This window comes from Flagellimonas crocea (genome assembly GCF_033441595.1).
In the GTDB taxonomy this organism is placed as follows: Bacteria; Bacteroidota; Bacteroidia; order Flavobacteriales; family Flavobacteriaceae; genus Flagellimonas; species Flagellimonas crocea.
The window spans coordinates 555,426-571,311 of sequence record NZ_JAUZVX010000002.1; the positions used below are offsets into that span (position 1 = coordinate 555,426).

Annotated in this window: 15 protein-coding genes; 5 read left to right on the plus strand and 10 right to left on the minus strand. The window is 43.7% G+C overall.

What is annotated here, in order from left to right:
* The first annotated feature begins 95 nt into the window (after positions 1 to 95).
* From SD449_RS07695 to SD449_RS07705, 3 genes are read left to right on the plus strand one after another with little or no spacing between them, the layout of a single operon-like run.
* Positions 96 to 581: a DinB family protein gene (locus SD449_RS07695; RefSeq protein ID WP_318309745.1), complete on the plus strand. Its 486-nt coding sequence runs from the start codon at positions 96 to 98 to the stop codon at positions 579 to 581.
* Positions 569 to 1,285 carry an NRDE family protein gene (locus tag SD449_RS07700; protein ID WP_318309747.1) on the plus strand — a complete coding sequence of 239 codons (717 nt, stop codon included), beginning with the start codon at positions 569 to 571 and terminating at the stop codon, positions 1,283 to 1,285. Before SD449_RS07695 ends, SD449_RS07700 begins: the two co-directional genes overlap by 13 nt.
* Positions 1,286 to 1,290: 5 nt before the next feature.
* Positions 1,291 to 2,334, plus strand: coding sequence for an ATP-grasp domain-containing protein (locus SD449_RS07705; protein WP_318309748.1), 1,044 nt, complete (start codon positions 1,291 to 1,293; stop codon positions 2,332 to 2,334).
* Positions 2,335 to 2,338: 4 nt separating this feature from the next.
* On the opposite strand, the gene SD449_RS07710 is transcribed toward SD449_RS07705, so the two are convergent.
* The 5 genes from SD449_RS07710 to SD449_RS07730 all read right to left on the minus strand — a co-directional run bounded on the left by SD449_RS07710 (position 2,339) and on the right by SD449_RS07730 (position 6,301).
* Positions 2,339 to 2,812 carry a glutathione peroxidase gene (locus SD449_RS07710; protein ID WP_318309749.1) on the minus strand — a complete coding sequence of 158 codons (474 nt, stop codon included), beginning with the start codon at positions 2,810 to 2,812 and terminating at the stop codon, positions 2,339 to 2,341.
* 2 nt (positions 2,813 to 2,814) lie between these two features.
* Positions 2,815 to 3,237 (minus strand): DoxX family protein, encoded by a 423-nt coding sequence (locus tag SD449_RS07715; protein ID WP_318309750.1) that lies wholly within the window; start codon positions 3,235 to 3,237, stop codon positions 2,815 to 2,817.
* Between the two features lie 83 nt (positions 3,238 to 3,320).
* Positions 3,321 to 4,307 carry a YpdA family putative bacillithiol disulfide reductase gene (locus tag SD449_RS07720; protein ID WP_318309751.1) on the minus strand — a complete coding sequence of 329 codons (987 nt, stop codon included), beginning with the start codon at positions 4,305 to 4,307 and terminating at the stop codon, positions 3,321 to 3,323.
* A complete protein-coding gene (gene rpe / locus SD449_RS07725) occupies positions 4,307 to 4,966 on the minus strand; it encodes a ribulose-phosphate 3-epimerase (protein WP_318309752.1) in 660 nt (219 codons plus the stop codon). Before rpe ends, SD449_RS07720 begins: the two co-directional genes overlap by 1 nt.
* A 66-nt stretch (positions 4,967 to 5,032) precedes the next feature.
* Complete coding sequence (locus SD449_RS07730; RefSeq protein WP_318309753.1) at positions 5,033 to 6,301, minus strand: serine hydrolase domain-containing protein; 1,269 nt, start codon at positions 6,299 to 6,301, stop codon at positions 5,033 to 5,035.
* A gap of 205 nt (positions 6,302 to 6,506) precedes the next feature.
* Here SD449_RS07730 and SD449_RS07735 point away from each other — a divergent pair, with 205 nt between their 5' ends.
* Both SD449_RS07735 and SD449_RS07740 read left to right on the plus strand, forming a co-directional pair.
* Positions 6,507 to 8,228, plus strand: a complete 1,722-nt coding sequence (locus SD449_RS07735; RefSeq protein WP_207033580.1) for an IlvD/Edd family dehydratase — start codon at positions 6,507 to 6,509, stop codon at positions 8,226 to 8,228.
* A 25-nt stretch (positions 8,229 to 8,253) separates the two neighbouring features.
* Positions 8,254 to 9,585, plus strand: coding sequence for a GntP family permease (locus tag SD449_RS07740; RefSeq protein WP_318309755.1), 1,332 nt, complete (start codon positions 8,254 to 8,256; stop codon positions 9,583 to 9,585).
* A gap of 277 nt (positions 9,586 to 9,862) precedes the next feature.
* On the opposite strand, the gene SD449_RS07745 is transcribed toward SD449_RS07740, so the two are convergent.
* The 5 genes from SD449_RS07745 to fbaA all read right to left on the minus strand — a co-directional run bounded on the left by SD449_RS07745 (position 9,863) and on the right by fbaA (position 15,873).
* A complete protein-coding gene (locus SD449_RS07745; protein ID WP_100817395.1) occupies positions 9,863 to 10,726 on the minus strand; it encodes a sigma-70 family RNA polymerase sigma factor in 864 nt (287 codons plus the stop codon).
* A gap of 289 nt (positions 10,727 to 11,015) precedes the next feature.
* Positions 11,016 to 13,265 carry a polyribonucleotide nucleotidyltransferase gene (locus SD449_RS07750; RefSeq protein ID WP_207033577.1) on the minus strand — a complete coding sequence of 750 codons (2,250 nt, stop codon included), beginning with the start codon at positions 13,263 to 13,265 and terminating at the stop codon, positions 11,016 to 11,018.
* Between the two features lie 215 nt (positions 13,266 to 13,480).
* Positions 13,481 to 13,750, minus strand: coding sequence for a 30S ribosomal protein S15 (gene rpsO / locus SD449_RS07755; RefSeq protein ID WP_207097665.1), 270 nt, complete (start codon positions 13,748 to 13,750; stop codon positions 13,481 to 13,483).
* A 167-nt stretch (positions 13,751 to 13,917) separates the two neighbouring features.
* Complete coding sequence (gene accD / locus SD449_RS07760) at positions 13,918 to 14,778, minus strand: acetyl-CoA carboxylase, carboxyltransferase subunit beta (protein ID WP_318309759.1); 861 nt, start codon at positions 14,776 to 14,778, stop codon at positions 13,918 to 13,920.
* Positions 14,779 to 14,805: 27 nt separating this feature from the next.
* Positions 14,806 to 15,873 carry a class II fructose-bisphosphate aldolase gene (gene fbaA, locus SD449_RS07765; protein ID WP_318309760.1) on the minus strand — a complete coding sequence of 356 codons (1,068 nt, stop codon included), beginning with the start codon at positions 15,871 to 15,873 and terminating at the stop codon, positions 14,806 to 14,808.
* Positions 15,874 to 15,886 lie beyond the last annotated feature (13 nt).

Consider the following 15,886-nt stretch of genomic DNA (forward strand, 5'->3'; position numbering starts at 1 on the left):
GCGTACAGCCAAACGTTGACCGAACCATGGAATTTCTTTGCTATATTATACAAAGTTTCATCATAAACAATAAAAAAACCGATAACTAAACAACCATGTTCAAATCTTCATTGGATATCTTGGAACAATTTAAGCAAGTGCTGTGTGCACTTTCCAAGAACCATTATTCGCAGCCGTGCACCATTCTCTCCGATGTCAGTATTGGCCAGCATACACGTCACGTAATAGAACTTTATTTGTGTTTGATCCAAGGGTATGATGAAGCTGTAATATCTTATGATCGTAGAGCGCGCGACCCAAGAATTGAGGAAGATCTGCTCTTTGCCCTCGAACAGTTGGATCACATTCAAAAGCATTTGGAGAAACCCAACAAACCCATAAACCTGATCTATGAATTGTGCGGAGAGGAGAACTCGATGGAATCCAATTATCACAGGGAAGTGATGTACAATCTGGAACACGCCATTCACCATCAGGCCCTGATCAAAATAGGAATCAATCATTTTTCGGATATTGATTTGCCAGAATCCTTTGGAGTGGCCCCATCCACCATACAATATAGAAACCAATGTGCACAGTAAGTTTTGTTGCTTTAGGGAATCAATACGTGATCACCTCGAACAGGGATGAGCATATATCCCGTCCCATGGCCCTAAAACCAAAGGAGTGGACCATTGGTGGTATCAAAGTGCTTTTTCCCAAGGACCCCAAAGCAGGGGGATCCTGGTTTGCCTTGAATGAAAATGGAACAGTGGCGGTATTGCTCAATGGAGGTTTTGTAAACCACGTACCTACTGGAAATTATGCAAAAAGTCGTGGGTTGGTACTGTTGGATGTCATTGCTTCGGAGCGGCCCCATTTATTTCTCCAGGAGATGGATTTGCTTCGGATAGAACCATTCACCTTGGTGCTTTTTACGGATAAACTGCTCGAGTTTCGATGGGACGGCCATCAAAAATATTTTAGACCATTGAACAAGGAAAAAAACCACATTTGGTCCTCAGCCACACTTTATACAGATAAGGTTATAGCACACAGAAGGACTTTGTTCCAAAATTTTCTGGGCGTACACCCCAATGTTTCGCCCAAGGATATTATCGATTTTCACTCCAACAATCATGAAGATTTCGAGAATGGCTTCATCATCGACAGGGAAACTGGGCTAAAGACTTTCAGTGTCACCCAAACGGTATTGAACGGAGAGGAAACCATGATGCGCCATTTGGATTTACTGAACGGCGTATCTTTTGAAGTGCCGTTTTCACCTTCTCAGCTTACCATGTAATTGTTATGGATGCACTCAAACTAATATGGCACCGGATCACCCATTGGGAATACTGGCCATTTTGGTTGATTTATTATCCGATGGCGCCTGTTTGGTTATATTATTCCATTAAGGCACGTTCCCTTTTCTTTTTTAATGCGGCCAATCCGGGAATGAAAAATGGCGGAATGGCCATGATATCCAAAATGGATATTTACAATATGATTCCCGATTTATACATTCCCAAAACACTTTTTGTTGATAAGGGAGAACCTGCAGAACAGGCTTTGGAACGCATACTGGAGAAAGGCATCAAGTTTCCCTTTATCGCCAAGCCGGATATCGGGATGAAGGCTTTTGGAGTGGAAAAAATCCATGATGAAGATGAATTTCAAAAATATGTGAACTGGACGCCTTCCCACTTTTTGGTGCAAGAGCTCATTCCCTATCAAAAAGAGGTGGGTATCTTTTACGTTCGCAGACCGGATGAAACCCATGGCAGGATAACAGGAATAGTCTCCAAGGAATTTTTAACCATTACAGGTGATGGTGAGAGTAGCATGTTGGAGCTCATCAAAAAGAATCCTCGTAGCCACTTGCAGTTAAAGGTTTTAGAAAGGAAGTTTGGCGCCCAACTTCAAAATGTTTTGGCCAAGGGAGAAGAATTTATTCTGGTGCCCTACGGAAGCCATACCCGTGGCGCAAAATTTTTGGACATTAGCCATAGGTCAAACACGGATTTGGTGAAGGTGATAGATGGGATTTGTTCGCAAATAGAGGGATTCCATTATGGTAGGCTGGATGTACTGTACAATACTTTTGAAGAACTTTGTGAAGGAAAAAACTTCAGCATTATCGAGGTGAACGGAGCAGGAGGGGAGGCGACCCATATTTATGACCCTAAACACTCCTTGTTCTTTGCTTGGCGGGAAGTGGCACGCCATTGGGGAATGCTTTGCGAAATAAGCATCCTTAATAGAAAAAATGGGCATGCCTATTTGAGCTTCAAGGAAGGTAGGGCCATGCTAAAACAGACAGGTGCACTCCAATCGCAATTAAAATTCCAATAAAAAACTAAAGGATTTTTTCAATAAAATCGGTCATGGAGTCAGGTTCTGCCGTGGGCCCAAAACGCTTTACAGGTTTTCCGGTTTTATCGATGACGAATTTGGTGAAGTTCCATTTGATTTTTCCGCCCAATAAACCGCTGAGTTCCGATTTTAGGAACTTAAAAATGGGATGGGCTCCTTTTCCGTTCACCTCTATTTTTGCGAACAAGGGAAAGGTTACACCATAGTTCACTTTGCAAAACTTTTGAATATCCTCGGCGCTGCCCGGTTCTTGGTTTCCGAATTGGTTGCACGGAAAACCAAGGATAACCAAGCCTTTGTCATTATATTTTTGATACAACTCTTCCAGACCTTCGTACTGTGGTGTAAGGCCACATTCACTGGCCGTGTTCACCACAACAATCGTCTTGCCCTTATATTTTTCCATGGACTCCTTGGTGCCATTCAGTCTTTCCGCTCCCAAACCGTAGAATTCCATAGTTAATTTTTTCGTCGATTAATTAGATATGCCAGAGCTCCAGTGGACCAAAGGGCCCAAAGTATCAAGACGGGTTGAAAAAACAGACGGACAAATCTTTTGAGGTCGGTGTCCAGTCCAAACGCATCAATGCCATTGGTGTACTGTGAAATGTTTCCAGGGAATATCAATACATAGAAAATGGCCAGCACAATACCAACTTTTACCTTGTATTTGACCAAAAGGACCATGGCAAGACCTAAAAGAATCTCAACTACACCAGAAGCTACCACCACAAAATCCATAAAACCCTCGCTAGTAGGTAACCATCGGGGTACTTGGGCCTGAAACTCCTCACGTTGAAAGGTAAGGTGACCGATTCCGGCCACAATCATCAATAGGCCAAGTATGACCCTGAATACATTTTGTGTTGTGCTTGTTTTCATTTGAAAGCTTTTTTCAGATTCCTTTAAAGATAATCATATATAAAAGGAAGCCCTTTCTGAAAAGCTGCAAATGTTGACCGAAATCAAGACTCCTCTTCTACTGATTGCATCTTATGCTTTATGGCATTCATGATAATTGGAGCATGAATCCGAGAATTTTCGATAAACCATTTATGGGTTTCCATACCTCCACAGATTACCCCTGCCAAAAACAGACCATCCACATTGGTTTCCATGGTCTCGGGGTCGTAGGTGGGCAATCGTTTTGGGTCGTCTGACAATGTGATGCCCAATTTTTCCAAAAAGGTGAAATTGGGACAGTACCCGGTTAAGGCCAGGACGAAATCGTTCTCCAGCACAATTTTCCCTTCTGGGGAATTGATAACGATTTCATGGGGCTTTATTTCCTTGACGGTGGAATTGTAGTATGCTTTAATGCTGCCTTCCTCAATACGGTTGATGATATCTGGGCGTACCCAATATTTTACGCGTGGACCGACCTCGGGGCCGCGGATTACCAAAGTGACTTCGGCACCTTTTCGCCAACATTCCAAAGCAGCATCTATGGCGGAGTTACTAGCACCGACCACAACTAATTTTTGACTGGCAAAAAAGTGTGGGTCGTTATAATAATGGGACACTTTGGGCAAGTCCTCGCCGGGAACACCTATTTTGTTGGGCAAGTCGTAGAACCCAGTGGCAACCACTACGTTATTGGCCTGGTATTCCTCTTTATCCGTCTTGACCAAAAATGTGTTACCTTGTTTTTTGGTATCCAGCACCTTTTCAAAAAGATGGATGTTGAGCTTGTTGGAGGTCACGATTCTTCGGTAGTATTCCAAAGCCTCGTTACGTTTAGGCTTGGCCTCTTTACTTATGAACGGTATCTCGTCTATCTCCAGTTTTTCGGAAGAGGAGAAAAATTGCATGTTCACGGGATAATTGAACAGCGAGTTTACGATTGGTCCCTTTTCTATGATAATGTAGGTGAGTCCTTGCTTTTTCGCCTCAAGACCACAAGCTATTCCTATGGGCCCACCTCCAATGATGACTACATCAAACTCCTGCATTATGCTATTTCTTCTTTTAATTTTTTTATGGTTTCGGTAGGGTCAGGACTTTTAAAAACAAAACTCCCGGCCACCAAAACATCCGCACCATGGTCGACCAGCTTTTTCGCGTTATCGGCGTTAACTCCACCATCAATTTCGATTAAGGTACTCGCATTTTTACGGTTGATGAGTTCCTTGAGGTCAGCTATTTTTTGATAGGTGTTTTCAATAAAGGATTGTCCTCCAAAACCTGGATTAACGCTCATTACGATTACAATGTCGATATCTTGAATGGTGTCCTCCAACAATTTTATGGAAGTATGCGGGTTAATGGCTACCCCAGCTTTCATGCCTTCAGCCTTTATGGCTTGTAAGGTTCGGTGCAAATGTGGACATGCTTCATAATGAACGGTCAAGTGGTCTACCCCCAAATCACCGAAAGTTTTAATGTATTTGTCAGGGTCAACAATCATTAAGTGGGTGTCCAACGGTTTTTTTGCATGTTTGGCAATGGCCTGTATCACGGGCATTCCAAAGGAAATGTTGGGCACGAACACACCGTCCATTACATCTAAATGGAACCAGTCGGCATCGCTTTGGTTCACCATTTCTATTTCCTGTTGCAAATTGGCAAAATCCGAAGCCAATAAGGAAGGTGCAATAATTTTTTTGCTCATGTAAGAATCAACTCGTTCCCTACAAAGATAATGAAATGTGAGGGCAATTCCTTATTTGCGAATGGCCTATTCCGAACCCGTATTTATTTGGACCGGACCATAGACCGCATCACGGAACCTTTTATGAAGAGAGCCGTTGTAAGGAAAAATTTGTACGAAGAACACCGCCGTTAATTCATTTACGGGATCTACCCAAAACAAGGTGCTCGCCGCTCCGTCCCAAAAGAATTCCCCGACAACCCCGTTGTTCTCTTCAACAGAGGCAGGGGCACGAAGCCGAACGGCAAAATCTATCCCGAAGCCTACTTGTCCCTTGCTGGGCAACCACGACCTTTCCGTTATGTTTTCATCCAAATGGTTGGTGGACATCAACTCCACGGTTTCTGGTTCAAGAATTTCCGCTCCCTCCAAGTTTCCCTCGTTGACCAGCATTCTGGCAAAGCGCATGTAATCGTCAAGTGTGGAGGTCAATCCCCAACCACCAGGAGTCAGTGGCCATTTTTTATAATTGAATGCATGCGCTTCTTCGTTGGGGGATTGATTCAATTCACCCATTTCAGTTTTACGATAAGCCGATGACATTCTGTAACGGTCATCCTCTGGTACTACGTAGCGGGTATCTGTCATTTTCAAGGGGTCAAGAACATGCTCACGGACATATTCCTGATACGGTTGACCCGAAATCCGCTCCACCAAAAATGCTTGTACATCGACCGAAGGACCATATTCCCATTTGGCTTCGGGCTGGAACCATAGAGGTACGCCTCCCAATTTTTCTGCCATTTGGGGCAAGGTATTCTCCCAGTTGAACGGGTCCGCTTCTTTTAAGGCCTCACTATACCCTGGAATATCGTCCCGGGTGGAAAACCCCGCCGTATGGCGTGTAATGTCACGGATGGTAATCGGTCGGTTCAAGGGTTCGAGTATCATCTCACCATCGGAGTCCACCCCTTGGTACACTTTCATGTTGGCAAATTCGGGAGCATATTTTTCCAACGGATCGTCCAATTGAAACTTACCTTCATCATACAATGTCATCAAAGCGGTTCCCGTAATAGGTTTGGTCATGGAATATATCTGCACCAATGTGTTGCGCTTCATGGGTACTTTGTTTGCCAAATCGGCATAACCAAATGCGTTGAAATAGACTTCTTTTCCCTTTTCATAAATCAAAGCCGATGCTCCGGCCACTTCACCGTTTTCCACAAAGCTTTGCAAGGTGGAATCCAATCTGGCCTTTGCCGCTTCTTGAACTACGTTATCAGAATTAACCTGACTTATACCTACTGATATAAAACCAGTTATCATCAAAATGGAGAGAAATGTTCTTTTCATGTTAGGTGGAATGTATTTCTTTTATGCCAAAATATTTAAACAAGAAAGGTAGCCAATTAATTAATAACTCATTATTGTTTTAACCTGAAAGAAATGGATATATAAAATTTTAAATCACTTTTTTGTGAAAAATACATTATAGCTTCATAGGAGACGGTAAAATTTATTATTTTCACCGCAATCGATTGCGTTTATCAAATTAAAAATGAAGAAAAACAAAGAAGACCTTCGGAGCAAAGAATGGTTTGGCACAAATGACAAAATGGGTTTTGTGCATCGTTCTTGGCTTCGTAACCAGGGGTATCCCAACGACATGTTTCAAGGAAAACCCGTAATTGGGATTTGTAACACCTGGTCGGAACTCACCCCTTGCAACGGCCATTTGCGAGAGTTTGCAGAAATCGTAAAAAAGGGCGTATTGGAAGCAGGCGGATTTCCTTTGGAATTCCCAGTAATGTCCCTCGGAGAGACCATTATGAGGCCTACGACCATGCTTTTCCGAAACTTGGCCAGTATGGACGTTGAGGAATCCATACGTGCGAACCCATTGGACGGAATTGTTTTGTTAACAGGCTGTGACAAGACAACCCCTTCGACCATTATGGGAGCTTGCAGTGTGGATCTACCCACCATTGTGGTGCCCGGAGGCCCCATGTTGAATGGAAAATTCCGTGGAGGGGAAATAGGTTCCGGTTCCTTTAATTGGATGATAAAGGAGAAGAAAAAAAGGGACAAATTTACCGAGGAAGACTTTTTGGAGGCTGAAATATGTGCGGCACGTAGTGCCGGCCATTGCAATACCATGGGAACGGCTTCAACGATGGCCACCATGGCAGAAGCATTGGGACTCACATTGCCCGGCGCATCCGCAATCCCTGCGGTGGATGCCCGAAAAAAGGTTATGGCACAGCTTTCCGGAAGAAAAATCGTGGAAATGGTCAATGAAGATTTGAAGCTATCCAAAATATTGACCCGAGAAGCTTTTGAAAATGCAATAGTGGTCAATGCAGCTGTGGGAGGCTCCACAAACTTGATTGTCCATTTACTAGCCATAGCGGGTAGGATTGGAGTTCCTTTAAAATTGGAGGATTTTGATGAAATCGGAAGTAAAATTCCATTGCTGGTCAATCTTATGCCTTCCGGCAAACATTTGATGGAAGATTATTTTTATGCAGGAGGTCTTCCTGTAGTGTTGAAGGAATTGAAATCAAAATTGCATAAAACCATAACGGTCAACGGCAAGAGCCTTCATGAGAATTGCGAAAAATCCACTTGCTATAATGAAGAAGTCATTGCCAAAATGGATGCACCCTTTCAAAAGGATGCTGGAATTGCAGTTTTAAAAGGAAATCTATGCGAAAATGGAGCCGTTATTAAACCTTCTGCAGCCACTCCTGAATTGATGAAGCACCGTGGCAAAGCAGTGGTCTTTACCAGTATGGACGATTACCATGCCCGTGTGGACGACCCTGATCTGGACATAGATGCCAATAGTGTAATCGTTCTACAGAATGTGGGACCCAAAGGTTACCCTGGTATGCCCGAGGTGGGCAATGTGGACCTTCCAGAGAAATTGATCATGCAGGGCGTGAAGGATATGGTCCGAATTTCAGATGGACGAATGAGTGGAACGGCTTATGGTACCGTGGTGCTCCACGTGTCACCCGAAGCGGCCATCGGTGGGACCTTGGCTTTGGTTAAAGATGGAGATTACATCGAACTGGATGTGGAAAATAGGAAATTACATCTGGATGTTACGGAGGAAGAATTGGCTGAAAGAAGAGCGGCTTGGAAACCGCCCCAGCCCCATACCGATAGAGGTTATGTGAAAATTTACCTGAACCATGTAGAGCAAGCCGACAAGGGTGCCGATTTTGATATTTTGGTGGGAGGCTCTGGCAGTGAGGTAAAGGGAGATTTGCATTGACCATCCTAACTTTAAATAACCGACCATGTTAGTAGTTTATTTGTTGTTGAGCATAGCCCTTATTATTGGTTTGATCAATTATTTGCGCCTACATCCGTTTTTAGCACTTTTTGTGGTAGCCATATTTTTTGGTTTTGCCGCGGGGATGGACTATCAACTTATTTTGCAGACCATAAACGATGGATTTGGGGGAACACTCGGAAAAATAGGTTTGGTGATCATCTTTGGGGTGATCATTGGTGCATTTCTGGAAAATACGGGCGGGGCCTATGCACTGGCCGAAGCGGTCATCAAACAGGTGGGAAAGAAACGAGTGCCCACGGCCATGGGAATATTGGGATATTTTGTATCCATACCCGTTTTTGCGGATAGCGGTTTCATCTTACTGTCCCCGTTGAATAAAAGTCTGTCCAAAAAAGCAGGAATCAGTTTGGCAGGTTCAGCTATTGCGCTGGCAATGGGCCTTACCATTGCCCACAATTTGGTGCCTCCCACTCCTGGGCCCATAGCGGCAGCTGGTATTCTAAACGCCGATTTAGGTCTTGTCCTGGCCTTGGCCATTCCCATTAGTATCGTTGCGCTCATTATGGCATTGTTGTTCGCCACGAAGTTTGCGGCTCGCACTTATATTGATCCAAACCCGGATGTTTCCCAAGAAAGTATCGACCTTCGGATGAAAACTGCGCCTTCGGCATTCAAAGCGTCATTGCCCATTGTGGTGCCCATTGTTTTGATCATGATCAATTCCAGGTTACGGATAATCCCAGTGGAGGAAATGGCATCATGGCAATCATTTCTAATGTTTTTGGGAGAACCCGTAATTGCGTTGGTCATTGGAATGCTTCTGGCCTTTACGCTGCCCAAAAAACTGAACAAGGAATTGATTTCTACAGATGGATGGGTCGGAAAGGCATTAAAGGATTCAGCCAATATTTTATTGATTACAGGAGCTGGCGGCGTTTTTGGAAAGATGCTTCAAAATTCTGGGATAGCGGGTGTGATGGGAGATGCGTTGAGCGATTTAAACCTTAGTTTTTTTCTTCCCTTTTTGATTGCATCGGCAATAAAATTGGCACAAGGGTCATCTACTGTAGCGTTGATCACAGCGGCTTCCATTGTGTTTCCTATGATGGGAAGCCTTGGATTTGCTACGGAAATGGATAAAGCGCTATTGGTGATTTCGATAGGGGCGGGGTCCATGGTGGTCTCACACGCCAATGATAGTTTTTTTTGGGTAGTGACCCAAATGAGTGGAATGAACATCGCCAAGGGCTATAAACTTCACAGTCTGGGAACCTTGGTCATTGGGCTAACGTCCATAATTTCAGTATTGATAATCAGTCTATTTGTAAATTAACTGTTTGAAACTGTACAGAATTTTCTGGATACATTGTTGCCGATGAGCTGAAACAGGGGAATCCGTTGGGGATTTACCGCTTGGTAAATGGAGGGTTGATGAATTAAAAAGGGACCCTTTTAAACGAAAAAAACTCCGGTAATCAGCCGGAGTTTATTCATCAATCAAAAAACGAACAGTCATGATAAACTGTTATATCTTACTAAATTACAACTTTCCTGCCAAAAATCAAATTTAAGGATAGTTTAACTGTAATTTAGAGGGTGTTTTTTTACACTTATCCCAAATATGTCTTTAAAATCTTACTTCTGGAAGTGTGTTTCAGCCTGCGAATTGCCTTTTCCTTGATCTGACGAACTCTTTCCCTCGTAAGGTCAAAAGTTTCACCGATTTCTTCCAAGGTCATGGAATGTTGCCCTGCCAAACCAAAGTAAAGTCTGATAACATCAGCTTCACGCGGTGTAAGGGTCTCCAATGCACGCTCGATTTCGGTACGAAGGGAATCGTGCAAAAGTTCCTTGTCCGGGTTAGGGGACTCACCACTGCGCAATACATCGTATAGGTTGGAATCCTCACCATCGATCAATGGTGCATCCATGGATACGTGGCGACCTGAGTTTTTCAAGGATTGCTTTACATCTTCCACGGTCATGTCCAATTCTTTGGCAATTTCCTCTGCAGATGGCGGACGCTCGTGCGCTTGCTCCAAGAAGGCAAATGTTTTGTTGATCTTGTTGATGGAACCGATTTTGTTCAAAGGCAAACGAACAATACGGGACTGCTCGGCCAATGCCTGAAGAATGGATTGACGAATCCACCAAACGGCGTAAGAAATAAATTTAAATCCACGGGTTTCATCAAAACGTTGAGCGGCCTTGATTAGCCCCAAGTTTCCTTCATTGATCAAATCAGGAAGTGTCAACCCTTGGTTTTGGTACTGTTTTGCCACAGAAACAACGAACCTAAGGTTGGCTTTTGTTAATTTTTCCAAAGCTACCTGGTCTCCCGCCTTGATTCGCTGTGCCAACTCTACTTCTTCATCGGCGGTAATCAAATCCACCTTTCCAATCTCCTGCAAATACTTGTCTAACGACGCGGTTTCCCTGTTGGTAACCTGTTTTGTAATCTTTAACTGTCTCATCTAAAATATCCCTTCAAATTAAATTTGTGAACCGGAGCTCAATAGGTTATACGTTCAAACAAACCAAAAAGTTACATTTTGGTTACATTTTTTTTAAAAAGTCTGATTTTCCATTGATTAATATGTTGTCAGGTCGAGCGCAGTCGAGACCTTACTCTTAGGTTTTGAAAACAATACCTTCTCGACTGCGCTCGAAGTGACATTGTACTATTTTGATTTTTAGTTTTAAAAAACAAAACCCCGAGGTTGTTCCCCGGGGCTGTTTTTATACAATAGGATTATTTTAAAACTAATCCCTTCTTGGTTTCCTGTCACGATCACCACCTCTTCGGTCGCCACCACGTCGGTCGCCACCACCTCTTCGGTCACCACGGTCACCACCTCTATCGTTGCGCGGTGGACGTTCTTGATATCCTTCAGGTTTGGGCAACAAGGCTTTTCTTGATACCTTTTCCTTTTTGGTCCTTGGATCAAGACCGAAGTATTTTACGTCAAAAACATCGCCCATGTTCACAACATCGGATACATTTTCGGTGCGTTCCCATGCCAATTCGGACACGTGGAGCAATACTTCGTTCCCTGGAGCTTCGGTATATTCTACCACAGCTCCAAAGTCGAGCATCTTGATTACTTTCACTTCATAAACGCTACCAACCTCAGGTTTGAACATCAAAGCATCGATTTTTGCCAATACTTTGTTGATTCCATCCTGATCGGTACCAAGAATTTCCACAATGCCTTCCTCGGTTTCTGGGTCTTCGTTGATAACAATGGTAGTTTTAGTTGTTTTTTGAAGCTCTTGAATGACTTCTCCTCCTTTTCCAATAAGTGCTCCGATGTATTCACCAGGAATAACTCGGGTAACAATTTTTGGTGCGTAAGACTTCACTTCTGGTCTTGGAGCTTCAATGGTCTCAGTAAGTTTGCCCAAAATGTGCAATCTACCGTCTTTGGCTTGCATCAAAGCCTTTACCAAGATTTCATAAGAAAGTCCTTTTACCTTAATGTCCATTTGGCAAGCGGTTATACCATCTGCGGTACCGGTTACTTTAAAGTCCATGTCTCCCAAGTGATCTTCATCGCCTAAGATGTCGGATAGTACGGCATATTTTCCGGTTTCAGTGTTGGTGATCAGTCCCATTGCAATACCTGAAACAGGTTTTTTCAATTGAACCCCGGCATCCATAAGGGCCATGGTTCCAGAACATACAGTTGCCATGGAAGAGGAACCGTTGGATTCCAATACTTCGGACACTACACGAACTGTGTACGGGCAATCTGCTGGAATCATCCCTTTTAGAGCACGTTGCGCCAAGTTACCGTGGCCTACTTCCCTACGGGATGTACCTCGGATTGGTCGTGCCTCTCCTGTTGAGAAAGGAGGGAAGTTATAGTGCAAATAGAAAGTTTCCTCGCCTTCGAAAGACGGCATATCTATTTGGTTGGCTTCTCTGGAAGTACCTAAAGTTACGGTTGCCAAAGCTTGGGTCTCACCTCTTGTGAATATGGCAGAACCGTGAACGGATGGCAAATAATCGATTTCGCACCAGATGGGACGAATTTCTGTGGTTTTACGACCGTCCAAGCGGAGTCCTTCCTCTAGAGTAAGGTTTCTGACCGCTTCTTTTTCGGCCTTGTAGAAGTATTTGGAAACCAAATCTCCAAACTCTTCCAATTCTTCTTCTGTAAACGTAGCTTTTACTTCTTCTTTGATTGCATCGAAGGCAGCACTGCGCTCATGCTTGGATGAACCGGCTTTTGCAACGGCATACACTTTATCATAAGTAAGGTCGTACACCTTTTTTTCAAGGTCGGCATCTTCGTTTTCCGGTTCGTATTCACGAACTTCTTTTTTACCGAAAGCTTCGGCCAATTTTACTTGCGCGGCACATTGAACTTTAATGGCTTCGTGGGCAAATTTGATGGCTTCTACCATTTCCTCTTCGGAAATTTCGTTCATTTCACCTTCTACCATCATTACAGAATCGGCAGAGGCACCGATGATCATGTCAATGTCCGACTCCAGAAGTTGTGCTCTGGTCGGGTTGATGATGAATTCACCATTGACCCTACCTACACGGACCTCGGAGATGGCACATTCGAACGGGAAATCCGAAAGTTGAATGGCGGCAGAGGCTGCCAATCCGGCCATTGCATCTGGCATAACGTCTTCGTCATGGGACATCAACTGGATCATTACCTGAGTTTCTGAGTGGTAATCCTTTGGGAACAGGGGTCTCAATACCCTATCCACCAAACGCATGGTCAATACTTCACCATCGCTTGGTCTTGCCTCTCTTTTAAAGAAACCACCTGGGTAACGCCCTGCAGCGGCAAATTTTTCACGATAATCTACGGTAAGTGGCAAAAAGTCCACGTCCGACGCTTTGTAATTGGAGACAACTGTACACAATAGCATACACTTGCCAGATTGGACAACAACAGAGCCGTGGGCCTGTTTTGCCAGTTTTCCGGTTTCGATAGAAATTTCTCTACCGTCACCAAGGTCTATGACCTCTTTGAATGTCTTTGGAATCATAAAAATAATCTTACCCTGCCCAAAAGGGTCGGGTTGTTAAACATTTGGTCTACCGCCATCCGGGCGGTCGGGTTGTGTTGTTGTTGTGTGTGCCTGTGGCACTTGACCAATGAAAAACTATTTGTAGCTTTTTGTGTTTGCCCAGTTTCCCGGGACTTTTTGTTGAAATATGTTCAACTAAAACAAAGGGGAAGCCAATGCCTCCCCTTTTGTTTTTATTTTCTGATACCTAACTCCTTAATCAAGGAACGGTACTTTTCAATATCTTTTTTCTTGAGGTAATCCAAAAGACTACGTCTTTTACCTACCAATGCCACCAAGGAACGCTCGGTATTGTAATCTTTGTGGTTCCTTTTAAGGTGTTCTGTCAAGTGGTTGATACGGTGCGTGAACAATGCAATTTGTCCTTCCGTAGAACCGGTGTTGCTCTCAGAGCCGCCGTGTTTCTTGAAAATCTCGGCCTTTACTTCTTTTGTTAAATACATTCCAATATTATTTAAATGATTTTTATGTATTGATTGACCTTCAATCAGCGTGCAAAGATATGCTTTTATTTGAAATCAAAAGAATTCTTGAAAATAAACTTTAAACGCGGGAATGACGGGGAAACTCACTTATTGAAACAAAAAAGCCCCGTTTCAGGGGCTTTTTTTTAGTTTCTTACTGGTTGATTGGTAATCAGATCTATATATAGATTGATTTTTTTCTTCAAATCCTTACGGTGCGTGATGAAATCCAAAAAACCGTGTTCTTTTAAAAATTCCGCGGTCTGGAACCCGTCGGGAAGATCTTTTCCCGTGGTATCCTTTACGACCCTTGGTCCGGCAAAGCCTATTAGGGCACCGGGTTCGGCAATGTTGATATCGCCCAACATGGCGTAAGATGCGGTGGTCCCTCCCGTGGTAGGATCGGTACACAAAGAAATGTAGGGTATTTTTGCTTCTGCCAATTGGGCCAATTTGGCCGATGTTTTAGCCAATTGCATCAAAGACAGTGCAGCTTCCATCATACGGGCCCCTCCTGATTTTGAAATCATTACGAAAGGAATCTTTTTCCTTTTGGCCACATCAATGGCGCGGGAAATCTTTTCCCCGACCACGCTTCCCATAGATCCTCCTATAAAGGCAAAATCCATGCAGGCCACAACAATATCCTTTCCTTGGGATTTTCCTACGGCGGTCCTAACGGCATCTTTTAATCCAGTTTTCTGCTGGGCCGCTTTCAAACGGTCGGAATATTTTTTGGTATCCACAAACTTCAACGGGTCCTTGGCGGTCATTTTCGTATCCAGTTCACGGAACTTGTTGTCATCGAAAAGGATTTCAAAGTATTCCTTGCTACCGATTCGGACATGGTAGTCATCCTCCGGGCTTACATAATAATTCTTGGCCAAATCTTCGGCCTCGACAATTTTACCAGTAGGAGATTTGTACCATAACCCTTTCGGGGTGTCTTTCTTCTCTTCGGTAGCTGTTTGTATTCCTTTTTCCTTTCTTTTAAACCAAGACGACATGCAATCAATATTTAGTTAGACAGGGGCTTACAAGGTGTTTACGTTGTTCAGGTCCTCGAAGGCTTTCTTTAAACGAGCGATGAAGGTCTTTTCTCCTTCACGAAGCCAAACTCTGGGATCATAGAATTTTTTGTTGGGTTGGTCATCGCCATCTGGGTTTCCAATTTGTGCCTGAAGATAGTCTCCTTTACCTTGGATGTAATCGCGAACGCCTTCCAAAAATGCATATTGAAGATCAGTATCAATGTTCATTTTGATGACACCGTAACCAATGGCTTCCCTAATTTCTTCGACTGTGGAACCGGAACCTCCGTGGAATACAAAATCGATATGGTTATGCTCTACACCATATTTTTCTGTGATGTACTCTTGTGAATTCTTAAGGATTTTTGGAGTCAATTTTACGTTTCCGGGCTTGTAAACACCATGTACGTTTCCAAATGCTGCGGCAATGGTGAATCGTGGGCTTACTTTTGAAAGTTCTTCATAGGCAAAAGCCACTTCTTCGGGCTGGGTGTACAATTTGGAATCATCAACATCTGAGTTGTCCACACCATCTTCCTCACCTCCGGTAATTCCCAATTCGATTTCCAACGTCATGTCCATTTTGCTCATGCGCTCTAGGTACTCTTTGCAGATTTCGATGTTTTCTTCGATAGGCTCTTCCGAAAGGTCGATCATATGTGAACTGAACAATGATTTGCCCGTTTCTTTATAGTGTTTTTCGCTGGCATCCAACAAACCGTCGATCCAGGGCAACAATTTTTTTGCACAGTGGTCGGTATGAAGGATTACGGTCGCTCCATAGGCTTCCGCCAGTTGATGTACATGCTTTGCACCGGCAACAGCTCCCAAAATGGCAGCTTTTTGGCCTTCGTTGGAAAGTCCTTTACCTGCATTGAACTGGGCACCTCCGTTTGAAAATTGAATAATAACGGGAGAATTCAATGTTGCTGCAGTTTCCATTACGGCATTGATACTGTCCGAGCCGATTACGTTTACGGCAGGGAGTGCGTATCCATTTTCCTTGGCATGGTTGAAAATTGCTTGTACTTCATCACCGGTTGCTACACCGGGCTTGATATTGTGGGACATAGTTATATTGGTT

Bases quoted from the DNA above. Each gene is read 5' to 3' on its own strand.
- rpsO (WP_207097665.1), bottom strand. From the start codon at position 13,750: ATGTATTTAACAAAAGAAGTAAAGGCCGAGATTTTCAAGAAACACGGC.
- SD449_RS07750 (WP_207033577.1), bottom strand. From the start codon at position 13,265: ATGATTCCAAAGACATTCAAAGAGGTCATAGACCTTGGTGACGGTAGA.
- accD (WP_318309759.1), bottom strand. From the start codon at position 14,778: ATGTCGTCTTGGTTTAAAAGAAAGGAAAAAGGAATACAAACAGCTACC.
- SD449_RS07740 (WP_318309755.1), top strand. From the start codon at position 8,254: ATGTTAGTAGTTTATTTGTTGTTGAGCATAGCCCTTATTATTGGTTTG.
- SD449_RS07715 (WP_318309750.1), bottom strand. From the start codon at position 3,237: ATGAAAACAAGCACAACACAAAATGTATTCAGGGTCATACTTGGCCTA.
- SD449_RS07720 (WP_318309751.1), bottom strand. From the start codon at position 4,307: ATGCAGGAGTTTGATGTAGTCATCATTGGAGGTGGGCCCATAGGAATA.
- SD449_RS07695 (WP_318309745.1), top strand. From the start codon at position 96: ATGTTCAAATCTTCATTGGATATCTTGGAACAATTTAAGCAAGTGCTG.
- SD449_RS07745 (WP_100817395.1), bottom strand. From the start codon at position 10,726: ATGAGACAGTTAAAGATTACAAAACAGGTTACCAACAGGGAAACCGCG.
- SD449_RS07700 (WP_318309747.1), top strand. From the start codon at position 569: ATGTGCACAGTAAGTTTTGTTGCTTTAGGGAATCAATACGTGATCACC.
- SD449_RS07705 (WP_318309748.1), top strand. From the start codon at position 1,291: ATGGATGCACTCAAACTAATATGGCACCGGATCACCCATTGGGAATAC.
- fbaA (WP_318309760.1), bottom strand. From the start codon at position 15,873: ATGTCCCACAATATCAAGCCCGGTGTAGCAACCGGTGATGAAGTACAA.
- rpe (WP_318309752.1), bottom strand. From the start codon at position 4,966: ATGAGCAAAAAAATTATTGCACCTTCCTTATTGGCTTCGGATTTTGCC.
- SD449_RS07730 (WP_318309753.1), bottom strand. From the start codon at position 6,301: ATGAAAAGAACATTTCTCTCCATTTTGATGATAACTGGTTTTATATCA.
- SD449_RS07735 (WP_207033580.1), top strand. From the start codon at position 6,507: ATGAAGAAAAACAAAGAAGACCTTCGGAGCAAAGAATGGTTTGGCACA.
- SD449_RS07710 (WP_318309749.1), bottom strand. From the start codon at position 2,812: ATGGAATTCTACGGTTTGGGAGCGGAAAGACTGAATGGCACCAAGGAG.